Source organism: Thiocapsa roseopersicina (assembly GCF_900106925.1).
In the GTDB taxonomy this organism is placed as follows: domain Bacteria; phylum Pseudomonadota; class Gammaproteobacteria; order Chromatiales; family Chromatiaceae; genus Thiocapsa; species Thiocapsa roseopersicina.
Genome location: NZ_FNNZ01000055.1, coordinates 1 through 9811, shown reverse-complemented (window position 1 = coordinate 9811; position 9811 = coordinate 1). Strand labels below are relative to the sequence as shown.

Annotated in this window: 15 protein-coding genes and 1 pseudogene; 14 read left to right on the top strand and 2 right to left on the bottom strand. The window is 62.6% G+C overall.

Annotated elements, in window-relative coordinates:
• The 8 genes and pseudogenes from BLV04_RS25180 to BLV04_RS23785 all read left to right on the top strand — a co-directional run.
• Positions 1–444, top strand: a pseudogene (locus BLV04_RS25180) (primase-helicase zinc-binding domain-containing protein); the annotation flags it as partial.
• Positions 441–1652, top strand: coding sequence for an AAA family ATPase (locus tag BLV04_RS23815; protein ID WP_175534789.1), 1212 nt, complete (start codon positions 441–443; stop codon positions 1650–1652). The pseudogene BLV04_RS25180 and the gene BLV04_RS23815, both read left to right, overlap by 4 nt.
• A gap of 142 nt (positions 1653–1794) precedes the next feature.
• A complete protein-coding gene (locus BLV04_RS23810) occupies positions 1795–3201 on the top strand; it encodes a DEAD/DEAH box helicase (protein WP_217633793.1) in 1407 nt (468 codons plus the stop codon).
• Entirely contained in the window at positions 3198–3572 is a 375-nt protein-coding gene (locus BLV04_RS23805; protein WP_093038583.1) for a VRR-NUC domain-containing protein, read from the top strand. Before BLV04_RS23810 ends, BLV04_RS23805 begins: the two co-directional genes overlap by 4 nt.
• Before the next feature lie 50 nt (positions 3573–3622).
• The gene (locus tag BLV04_RS23800; RefSeq protein WP_093038579.1) at positions 3623–3937 is read left to right on the top strand and encodes a hypothetical protein; all 315 of its coding nucleotides are present in this window, start codon (positions 3623–3625) and stop codon (positions 3935–3937) included.
• Positions 3934–4191 carry a hypothetical protein gene (locus tag BLV04_RS23795; RefSeq protein WP_093038577.1) on the top strand — a complete coding sequence of 86 codons (258 nt, stop codon included), beginning with the start codon at positions 3934–3936 and terminating at the stop codon, positions 4189–4191. The genes BLV04_RS23800 and BLV04_RS23795 overlap by 4 nt, the downstream gene beginning before the upstream one ends.
• A gap of 166 nt (positions 4192–4357) precedes the next feature.
• Complete coding sequence (locus tag BLV04_RS23790; RefSeq protein WP_093038575.1) at positions 4358–5119, top strand: hypothetical protein; 762 nt, start codon at positions 4358–4360, stop codon at positions 5117–5119.
• A gap of 576 nt (positions 5120–5695) precedes the next feature.
• Complete coding sequence (locus BLV04_RS23785) at positions 5696–5899, top strand: hypothetical protein (RefSeq protein ID WP_093038573.1); 204 nt, start codon at positions 5696–5698, stop codon at positions 5897–5899.
• A gap of 4 nt (positions 5900–5903) precedes the next feature.
• Here BLV04_RS23785 and BLV04_RS23780 read toward each other — a convergent pair whose 3' ends face one another.
• Positions 5904–6185, bottom strand: a complete 282-nt coding sequence (locus BLV04_RS23780) for a hypothetical protein (protein WP_093038571.1) — start codon at positions 6183–6185, stop codon at positions 5904–5906.
• Positions 6182–6781: a hypothetical protein gene (locus tag BLV04_RS23775; RefSeq protein ID WP_093038569.1), complete on the bottom strand. Its 600-nt coding sequence runs from the start codon at positions 6779–6781 to the stop codon at positions 6182–6184. The genes BLV04_RS23780 and BLV04_RS23775 overlap by 4 nt, the downstream gene beginning before the upstream one ends.
• A gap of 211 nt (positions 6782–6992) precedes the next feature.
• Here BLV04_RS23775 and BLV04_RS23770 point away from each other — a divergent pair, with 211 nt between their 5' ends.
• From BLV04_RS23770 to BLV04_RS23745, 6 genes are all read left to right on the top strand, one after another.
• Complete coding sequence (locus BLV04_RS23770; RefSeq protein WP_093038567.1) at positions 6993–7229, top strand: hypothetical protein; 237 nt, start codon at positions 6993–6995, stop codon at positions 7227–7229.
• Between the two features lie 730 nt (positions 7230–7959).
• Positions 7960–8304, top strand: coding sequence for a hypothetical protein (locus tag BLV04_RS23765; protein WP_093038565.1), 345 nt, complete (start codon positions 7960–7962; stop codon positions 8302–8304).
• A gap of 281 nt (positions 8305–8585) precedes the next feature.
• Complete coding sequence (locus BLV04_RS23760) at positions 8586–8786, top strand: hypothetical protein (RefSeq protein ID WP_175534788.1); 201 nt, start codon at positions 8586–8588, stop codon at positions 8784–8786.
• A gap of 77 nt (positions 8787–8863) precedes the next feature.
• Positions 8864–9100 (top strand): hypothetical protein, encoded by a 237-nt coding sequence (locus tag BLV04_RS23755; protein WP_093038561.1) that lies wholly within the window; start codon positions 8864–8866, stop codon positions 9098–9100.
• Positions 9093–9302: a hypothetical protein gene (locus BLV04_RS23750; RefSeq protein WP_093038559.1), complete on the top strand. Its 210-nt coding sequence runs from the start codon at positions 9093–9095 to the stop codon at positions 9300–9302. Before BLV04_RS23755 ends, BLV04_RS23750 begins: the two co-directional genes overlap by 8 nt.
• Positions 9303–9432: 130 nt before the next feature.
• On the top strand, positions 9433–9811 hold a 379-nt coding region (locus BLV04_RS23745), incomplete at its 3' end, for a hypothetical protein (RefSeq protein WP_139192038.1).

The window sequence follows — 9811 nt, the reverse complement described above, 5'->3', positions numbered from 1 at the left end:
CTTTGGGCGTCCGCAGCGCGCACCGATCGCATCGTCGGATCGCACCCATACGCACTCAGCAAAGGGATTGACTGGGCCGCAGGAGCCGGCCGCGGCAACGCATCCGGCATCGAGATCGGCAAGCGCGCCGATTGCCTCCTCATCCCCGTGCGCGACATCCGCACCGATGCCGTGCGCGCCGTTCAGGCGATCAATCCCGCAGGCGTCAAACAGAGCTTTGGGCCGATCAGGGGCAACGCATTCATCTGCGGCAACACGCTCGGCAAACGCGCCCCGTGGTTCGTTGTCGAGGGATGGGCCGATGCCGTTTCGATCGTCTTCCATGCCCACAAGGGCAACGCTGCGGCTTTCGCCTGCATGGGGCACCACTTCGACATCGTCGCGCAGACGGTAGCCGAGCACTTCGCGCCGAGTCGCTTGGTTGTGCTGGAGGATGCGGCATGACCGAGATCATCCGAGCACAACTCACGCGCGGGCCGAACGGGGAAAAGGATCCCAATGACTTTGCCCGGTCGGGGAATGTTCACCTCCTCAACGACGCGATCGCCGAGCAGGCGAAAGCCGCAGAGCCCGCGCCGCCCCGCTTTCACCTGATGACGCCGGACGAGCTGGCGAGCCGCCCGGCCGCGCAGTACCGCATCAAGCGAGTCCTGCCCGCCGAGGGGATCGCGGTCATCTACGGGCCGCCGAAGTCCGGCAAGACATTCATCGTCTTGGACGCCGCCGCCGCGATCACCGAGGGGCGCGAGTGGTTCGGGTACCGCACCCGACCCTGTCCCATCGTCTACGTCGGACTTGAGGGCGAAGGCGGACTGTCGCAGCGTTGGCAGGCTTACCGGCTGGTGAAGGGCGATACAGGAAAGGACCGGCTCAAGTTCGTGACCGCGCAGCTTTCGTTGCTGCTGGCCGACGACATCACCGATCTTGCGAACGCGATCAAGGCCGCGAGAGCAGACGCGGGAATCGTGGTTATCGACACGCTCAACGCCGCATCACCGGGCGCCGATGAGAATTCCAGCGTCGATATGGGCCGCATCATCGCCGCCGCCAAGAGGCTTCAGGCGACTCTAGGCGGTCTCGTCCTGCTGGTGCATCACGCCGGCAAGGAGCTGTCACGCGGTCTACGCGGGCATTCAAGCCTCAGCGGTGCCGTCGACGCGATCTTAGAAGTGAGTCGCGACAACAACGACAACCGCGAGTGGGCGGTGACCCGCGCAAAGGACGGGCCGGAGAGCGAGCCGCGACCATTCCGGCTGGGCGTGGTCGAACTTGGCACTGACGAAGACGGCGACCCGATCACCTCGTGCATTGTCGAGCCGGTCGAGGCGAGGCCCCAGGGAAAGAAGCCTTCCAGGTCGGAAGCTAGGGCTCTGGCCGCCATGCGCGAGGTCATGAGCCAGTCAAAGCGGTGTCCGCCGCGGTCCTGTTGGGACGCTCCGAAGCCGCCGAGGACCGGACAAATCGCTTGTCCGCTGGCCGACTTGAGAGCGCACGTCAAGCGCACCGGCGGACTGTCGGAATCGGACAACCCGGACAGCAACGAGCGTGCGCTAAGGAGGGCGATAAAGGGCTTGCAAGATGCCGCAATCATTGAGGTCTTCGACGACTGGGCATGGTTGACGGACAAAGCGGACAAGGGCGGACAATCATGAAAATGTCCGCCACCGAAGACCGAAAAGAGGCGGACGGACACGGACAACACCCTATGGGGTTGTCCGGGTTGTCCGCCCCCCGGATCGGGAGCCTGTTTTCGGCTCGCCTCACCTCCTCTTGGCAGGTTCAAGGAGGTCGCCCGTGAGCATCAATCTCCGACCCTACCAAGACACGATGCTCGGCGATGTCCGCCAAGCCTACGCCGCCGGCCGCCGCTCGCCGCTCTTGGTCGCTCCGACCGGATCGGGCAAAACTGTCTGCTTCAGCTACATCGCCGCCAACGCAGCAGCCAAGGGCAACCGCGTCTTGATTCTGGTGCATCGCGCCGAGCTTCTACGGCAGACATCCGAAACGCTCACGGCCTTCGAGGTCCCGCATGGACTCATCGCCTCAGGGGTTCCCGAGACGGATGAAGCCGTTCAAGTCGCCAGTGTGCAGACGCTGGTGCGCCGCCTCAGCAGAATGAAGTGGGCGCCGACCTTGATCGTGGTGGACGAGGCCCACCATGCAACAGCCACTACGGGCCACGGACAGGTCTTGAAGCACTTCGCCGATGCTCGCGTACTCGGCGTGACGGCGACACCGGAAAGGCTCGACGGCCAGGGGCTCGGGATCGAGGCCGGCGGCTTCTTTGACGAGTTGGTCATGGGGCCGACTGTCTCGGAGCTGGTGGAGCTTGGGCACCTGTCTCGACCTGTCGTCTTCGCCCCGCCCGGCGCCGTCGACCTGTCGGGGATCAAGACGGTTGCGGGCGATTACAGCAAGGGCGATCTCGCCGCGGCGATGGACAAGCCCGTCATCACCGGGTCGGCAGTCACGCACTATCGAAAGCACTGTGACGGCGCCCCCGCGATTGCCTTCTGTGCGTCGGTGAAGCACGCCGAGCATGTGGCCGAAGCCTTCCGCGCCGCCGGATACAGCGCCGCTTCGATCGACGGGACGCTTGACGCCGACACTCGGGCGCAACGCATTGCGGATCTCGGATCGGGCGCGCTCCACGTGCTCACGAGCTGCGAAATCGTGTCAGAAGGAACGGACATCCCGCGCGTCTCGGCGGCGATTTTGCTTCGGCCGACGCAGAGCTTGGGACTCTATCTGCAACAAGTCGGACGCGCCTTGAGGCCCTTCCCCGGCAAGGAGCGCGCCGTCATCCTCGATCACGTCTCAAATTGCCACCGTCACGGTCTTCCCGATGACGACAGGCAGTGGTCGCTCGACTCGAAACCACGTCGGCAGCGCAAACAGGACGACGACGCCGATCCGGTCAAGCAATGCTCAGAGTGTTTTGCCGTTCACAAGCCGGCGCCCATCTGCCCGAGCTGCGGGTACGTCTACCCCGTGAAGGCGCGCGAGATCGAACAAGTCGACGGATCTCTTGAGGAGGTCAAGCGGATTGCCAGGGAGAAGGCGAAGCAGGAGCAGTCCAAGGCGCAGACCTTGGAAGACCTTCAGCGGATCGCCGCAGCGCGGGGATACAAGCCAGCATGGGCTGAGCACGTCTACAAGGCAAGGCAATCCCGCCAAGAGCAATGGAGGGCATCCAGATGAGCGAGAAGAGCATCCAAAATTCGGTCATGCTCGCCGCCTCCCAATCCGGGATGACGGTATGGCGCAACAACACCGGGCAAGCCTGGACCGGCGACGCGACCCGCCTCAAGGACGGCTCAATCCTGATCCGCAATCCGCGGCCATTGCACGCCGGGCTGTGCAAGGGATCCTCCGACCTGATCGGCATCCGCCCGGTTGTGGTCACTGCCGAAATGCTCGGGCAGACCATTGCCCAATTCGCCGCCGTGGAGGTCAAGACGCCGAAAGGCAAGCTCAGTGAACAACAAGCGAAGTTTCTCAGCTTCGTCGAATCCAAGGGAGGTCTCGCCCTCGTCGCGCGATCGGCCGACGACATCTTGACCGTCGCCTAGACATCCACATCCGCGCCACGGACGGCGCACCAACCAAAGGACCACACCAAATGACCCCCGAGCGAAAAGCCGCCCTAACAATTGCAAACGGCATTCTCAAAATCGGCATCGAGGCGACCGGCATCTACGCCGACGCGCGCTCGGTCACCGAGACGATTGCCGACCTGGAGGCGAGCCGCGCCGAATTGATCGGCCAAGCGACCGCCCTACTTCCGAAGATCGCCGCAAGACGCGCGACGCTGGCGGCTGCGATCGAGGACGCGGGACCGGGCGCCGAATGCTTGAGGTTGCTCACCAATTCGCTTGCCACACTCGACAACGCGATGACTGCCCTGTTGGCGGTCTCGGAAGGGGCCGAAGCATGAGCACACTCCAACGCCACTACTCAGCCCTCGAACATTCTCGAACCTTGCAACGCATCGCCTACGTCATCGACGAGGTCCCGGTCTCGCTGGATACCGAGGCGCGAGCCAAGGCCGCGATCTTGGCGACCGTGACGCCCGTTCTCCGAGACATCGACGACGGTCGCCTGTCGGGATCACCGGCAGCAGAGGCTCGGCTATCGGCCCTGATCGGCGTTGCCCTGTCGATCATCGCCGCGGGACCCCGCCCATCCTGACGCACCAGCCGATGCGACACCCTGAATCGACGGGGCTACCGCATCGCCAGCGTGCGTTTAGCCCAAGTTTTTGCTGCATAAAGCCGCGTTTCGCGCTTGCCCGCGGGATGCGTCGTGAGGGGGTAATGAGCCGAGCGAACATCCAACTCACGACAGGACCATCACGATGGACCCCTTCCAGAAAGCAGCAGACCGCGTAACCGCCGCACAGCAGGCACTCGACGAAGCCCTCGCCGCCGGGACCGACACCACCGCGGCCCGCGAGGCGTTGCAGCTCGCCACCGAAGAGGTCGCTCGCATCGGCAGCGAGCTTGCCCGGCAACGCGATGAAGACATGGGCACTTTTCTCGCCGAGATCGAAGCCGCGGGCGCCGAGATGGCAGCGCAGACCGCCGCCGCGATCAATGCCCGCATGGTCGAGCTGGCAACGATTCCGGCACCGACCGTCGTCATGGATCCAGGCATGGCCGCGAGAGCCGTCAAAGCCGAGCGTGAAGCCGCAGCAGCGGCAGCCAAGGACAAGGCCCACCGGGACCGCATCGACGACCTGAAACGGCGGCTCGCGGCCTTGGAGGCTGAACGCGCGACGATTGCAGCGAATCGCAAGCCGGGAGGCCGTTGGGATAGCGAAGACGCCCGGAAATTGGCGCTGCTCGCAGCGGATCATGAAGGAGTGTCGAGAATCGTCGCCGCCGAGGCGAAGGTCGAGATCCCGACCGCCGGCACCGGCTATGACCACGGCGCCGAGTGGGCCGGATCGGTGAACGCCGCGAAGGCAGCAGCCTTGCTCGAACTTTGTCGAACCCTGGAAGCGAGGTTGCTGGAAGTCGCGACCCAAGCCAAGGCCGCGGCTCCGAACGGCGATCTCCGAATGCGCTACGTCCCTTCGCCGCAGCTTGCGCGCGTTGTGGCAATGGGGGTTGTGTGATGGCCGCGCCCGCACCAGCAGGACGGACACCCAACCCCGCTGGAAGGATCCGGCGGAAGCTCGCGAGAGAGGCTGAGGGACTGGCCGATACCATGCTGAGAATGGCCAAGCTCGGCGACGTGGGCGCCCTCGCATGGTGTCTGAGCCGGGTTGTCCCCGAGGCTCAGCCGACCCCGCCAAAGGCTCAGGAACCGACCACAGAGGCATGACCGATGGACTTGTTCGAGTGTCCGCGATGGCCCGGAGGATTGCGCCTTACCGAAGCGACGTGCAGCCGAAACTATCAGCGATCGAAGCGAGCCGAGCCGTGGGATTCGACCTTTGTCTGTCGGGGTTGCGAGATCGGCGCCGGTTGCTCAGGTGAAGAGGTCCAGGCCACGCCGGCGACAAAGCACAACACGTGCAGCCTCTGCGGGAAATGGAGCTCCCGCATGTTATGGAACGCAATCTGCGTCTCTTGCTACAACCGTTTGAGGGAAGTTCGCGTCGGTCGGGATCGCCGAGGTAGCGACCCGGCAGCCCCCGGCAAGCGGTATTCGGGCTTTCGTTGCTTTGTCGTTGAACTGGAGGCAGTCCATGCACATGACCATTCTGGCGGAAACCAAGGAGCAGGCACTCGAGGTTGCCCGAGCGATGTCGAAAACCGAACCGCGGGCAGTTTATGACACGGGGCCAGCGTCGGCCGCGGACATCGCTCGCGTCATGGACCTGATGAGACCTTTAAGCCAAGCCCTCGCCGCGATCGCCGGCACCGATCGTCGCAACCGGCCGACGATGTAGCGGATCAGGCCGGGCCGGTGACTGCCACGTAAACCTTGAGAGTCGCCGTTCCCGGTTTGCGCGGCACCCGGCCGAAGACATTGCCACCGCCGACACCTCGCAGGAACTCCAAGTGGACTGCGAGGTGCCCGCCCGCGTCGGGATAGTCGCCAACGTCGTCGGGGACCGTCTCATCCGGCCAGAAGACATATTCCAGCCCTTCCCGGCTCAGCGCCTGAATCAAGATCGTTGCCGCATCGCCGATTTGCTGATATTCAGGACCGAGGCGAATGATCGAGGTCTTCATGCCGAGGCCGATTGCGCTCTATTGGCCCTCGCGATGATGTTTCTCAGCCGTAGATCCCGCGCGTTGATCTCAGCGGCAGTCATTCGACCGAGAGTAATCTGCTCAACAAGTTTCGCCCGAGCTTGCGTAGCCTTCGCAACAACATCGAACGCCGTGGTTTGGCGTTTCGGCTTCGGCTTGCGGTAAGCCGCCGGGGCATAGGAGCCCGCAATTGAAGGCGATTTGATGGCGGTTTTCACGGCTTTGGCCCTGGAAGGTTTCGGTTTCGCGACGATGGGCGCATCGGCTTTCTGCAATGCCTTCGCCACCGCCTGATGACGCACGCGATTGATGAAAACGCCGACCTTTTCATCCGGCGCGAGAGATTTTCGGTAATCGCCGATCAAATCCAAGACTTGATCGAATCCAGGGGCATCGGCCGCCGACCTGAAGGCAGGCCGCTCGAACCGCACCGGCAGCGCCTTCCCGAGACGCATGGCCCGCGCCTTGGCATCCGCAAGGGTTTGAAGGTTTTCCCGCCAGCGATCGAGGTTTCCGTGAAACTGGCGGATCTGGTCGATCTGGCGAAGCTCGCCGAGGAGTTCATTGAATGACATTGGCCTTGGTCCATTGGTTGCTGTGCAGGTAGTTTCCTCTACCGACGCGACCGCCGCAACCTGCTCACACCGTGACTTGCGATGAATACGCAACCCGAGCCGAATGGTTGCGTTCATTCCGAAACATGGGGCGCGCAATTCAATTTCGCGGCTTTACATAGGCGTTTCCGGGCGTATACTGACCACTCCAACCAATGACAGGACCAGACAAATGGCAAACATGATCGACACCGAATCGAAATTGCTCCAATTGACCGCGACGCTGAAGCTCCTCGCCTATACGGTGGCAACCCGAGACGAAGAGGTCGACAACAACGACATCGGCCACGTTGCCAACCTCGCCCATGAACTCGCTGAGCAGGTGTACACCGAATACACCGAGATCGTCTATCAGGTGCGGGGCGCCTTGACGGCCCATGCCGAAGCCGTTGCTCCCGCCCTCGCCTAGAACGGAAAACGCCCATCCGGCGGGACCAGTCACCGGATGGGCGCAGCCATCACGAGATGCTGAATATCGCGATGACCTAAACGACGTTAATGTCACGCCCATGCGCTCAAAGGGTGCCGTTGGAAACGTACCCCTTGCGACCATGATCTCCGCAAGGCTGCGGAGTGAGATCCTATAGGGTACGCAGATTCTGCCCCCCCCCTTGCGACCCGAAAAGCTGAACGAAATCAGAATTCTGTACGCAGCGGAAAGTATTCCGTCCTCTGCGGTAAACCGCGGCTTCTACCGCTGGCGACGGAGAAAGCCATGAACGCAAATCGAGCGTTCCTTGCGTTCCTGGATAAGCCGCTGAAAAACCTGACCCCAAATCAGGGTGCAGCGATCTCGACAGGTTGTGCAGGATGCGGGGCGGCGGCTCAAATCAATCTGAGCCCTGCAATTTCAGCAGCTTACGCGGTGTCGGAGGTACCCGTTAAAACCACGGGAACAATGGAATCAGCAACATGCGCGTGGGCCGACCCCTCTCGTCACTCAGCGCAGATTTGCGCTCAAGGGATCAGCAACATGCGGGCGGACCACCAAGGAGCTGGCTACAACCCCGGCACTTAGCGTCGGGCGCCGCGTGGCGGACCCTTTTTGTGCCGCGAAATGAGGTGCTATTTCTGCACCCCACCCCCGTGGCAGGGTCATCCAACCAGGATGAATTGAGCGAAATCAACAGGGTCCAATTTTGGACTCAGCCCAACGCGAAACCGGCACGGTCGCCGAGCTTGCGGCGGCTGTGGAGCTGGCGAGGCGGCAGGCGGATCCGGAGGCGGAGGAGTTTGTGAGGCGGGGCGGGGATAGGCGTAGCGATGAGACCAAAGTAAGTAACACTGACATTGATAGGCTGTCGGCCAGCGAAAGGAACAGCAACCCCGGCATCCTCCGCCGTCTCGCCAGAAGCCGCCCGGACCTGTTGGACAAGGTGGAGACGGGCGAGCTGTCGCCCAACGCCGCGGCCGTCGAAGCCGGGTTCAGGAGGCCAATGAAGTCGATCCCGGTCGACTCCGCGGAGGTTTTCACTTTTTCATGAACATTCGGCTCTTCGCTGTTCATTTTTCATTTTCCTCCCCGTGAAGACCACGGGCCGCGCATGCGACGAACCTTGACGCATGGCGATAATCGGCCCTTTTTCGGCACTTTGGCAGCCTTTTCAGCGCCTTATGGACTGTGTACGGGTGCGAAACTACTTTACATAATGAAGGTTATACGAAATCGGAACGAACACGGATAATGTATGTCACCGGCTAGGTTGCAGAGATGGCGGTTATGGTCTACGCTGCTCACATGGACAACCAAACGACAGGAGCCGAGATGGCAAGGCTACCGAAAACCGAGGGGATCGACCCCACCGCAGCGATGACGACATTGAGCGTCCGCATGCCGACCGCCCACAAGGATGAACTCGCCGAGCTGGCGAAGGAGAAGCGCATGGAGACGGGTGCACTGGTGCAGACCGCCGACCTGATCCGGGAGGCAATCTCGGAGTATCTGAAGGCACACAGGAAGGCTTAGAGAGAAGCGGGCCAACGACCGGGTTGCACCCCGATCGGAGGCCCTAGGCCACAACCACCTACCGAACAGGTGAAATCATGACCGCTAGACAGCATACCGCATCCGCACCCGCTTGCGACTTCATCCTGAAACACTGGAACGCCGAAGTAACCCGCGCACTCGACGAGCGCAGCCGCATCACACTGGAGATCATCCGCAACACGGCGCAGAGAGTCATGGACAGGTTCAGCCCGGTCGACCAGATCCGTGCAATGGTCCTGATCGCGCGCGCCGAGGCCGGTCTGCGCTGGCTCGGAGATCGCCGCCATGCGTGACACCCTGATCGACGACAAGACCGAATCGGAGTGCATCATCGCCGCCGTGATCTCGGCGATATGGAGCCTTGAACGCTGGCATGACGTGGGCGACCGGCTCTATGCGATCAGGATCGCGTTGATTTACGTGGCTCCGAGTCATCCCGTGATCGACGACGCGGGGTTTCTGGCTGGAATCGCTTCGATGCGGGCTCGGGCGTGACCGGCCAAGACTGACACCAACCGCCCGGCACGTCCGGGCACTCACCCCCCATTGGTGGATGGGTATTCCAAGGACCAAGGCATCGCGTGACGCGAAAATCTCAGCATCGCCATCCACCCGGACCACCACCATGAAGCCCGAAACCCCCGCCGATCCGATCGCCGCCATGATTCAGGCGATGTTCTCGGGAGGCTGCACCGAGGAGCAGATCGCCGCCGCGAAGGACGCCGCACGCTCGGCCAAGTTCGCGCACCTGAGCGACGCCGAGCTTGATGCCCTGATCGTTGGCGACTACCCGTGGTTCGAGCGACTCAGCACGCCCGAGGTCGAGGCACTGATAGACGCGATGGACGCAGACGCGGACGTTGACGCAGACACAATCCTTGCGCTCTTCGCGAGCAACACGGACTTGACTGCGTATTCCGGTGAAAGTGGCCACCCGGTCCGAAGGAAAGTGGCCACTGGTTCTGATTCAATCCGGCCAGTCAGTCCGAAGGAAAGCGGCCGGT

What these genes read in the sequence shown, in the direction of transcription:
- BLV04_RS23795 (WP_093038577.1), top strand. Translation starts at nt 3,934, where the DNA reads ATGAGCACACTCCAACGCCACTACTCAGCCCTCGAACATTCTCGAACC.
- BLV04_RS23770 (WP_093038567.1), top strand. Translation starts at nt 6,993, where the DNA reads ATGGCAAACATGATCGACACCGAATCGAAATTGCTCCAATTGACCGCG.
- BLV04_RS23800 (WP_093038579.1), top strand. Translation starts at nt 3,623, where the DNA reads ATGACCCCCGAGCGAAAAGCCGCCCTAACAATTGCAAACGGCATTCTC.
- BLV04_RS23775 (WP_093038569.1), bottom strand. Translation starts at nt 6,781, where the DNA reads ATGTCATTCAATGAACTCCTCGGCGAGCTTCGCCAGATCGACCAGATC.
- BLV04_RS23760 (WP_175534788.1), top strand. Translation starts at nt 8,586, where the DNA reads ATGGCAAGGCTACCGAAAACCGAGGGGATCGACCCCACCGCAGCGATG.
- BLV04_RS23755 (WP_093038561.1), top strand. Translation starts at nt 8,864, where the DNA reads ATGACCGCTAGACAGCATACCGCATCCGCACCCGCTTGCGACTTCATC.
- BLV04_RS23790 (WP_093038575.1), top strand. Translation starts at nt 4,358, where the DNA reads ATGGACCCCTTCCAGAAAGCAGCAGACCGCGTAACCGCCGCACAGCAG.
- BLV04_RS23815 (WP_175534789.1), top strand. Translation starts at nt 441, where the DNA reads ATGACCGAGATCATCCGAGCACAACTCACGCGCGGGCCGAACGGGGAA.
- BLV04_RS23750 (WP_093038559.1), top strand. Translation starts at nt 9,093, where the DNA reads ATGCGTGACACCCTGATCGACGACAAGACCGAATCGGAGTGCATCATC.
- BLV04_RS23805 (WP_093038583.1), top strand. Translation starts at nt 3,198, where the DNA reads ATGAGCGAGAAGAGCATCCAAAATTCGGTCATGCTCGCCGCCTCCCAA.
- BLV04_RS23785 (WP_093038573.1), top strand. Translation starts at nt 5,696, where the DNA reads ATGCACATGACCATTCTGGCGGAAACCAAGGAGCAGGCACTCGAGGTT.
- BLV04_RS23780 (WP_093038571.1), bottom strand. Translation starts at nt 6,185, where the DNA reads ATGAAGACCTCGATCATTCGCCTCGGTCCTGAATATCAGCAAATCGGC.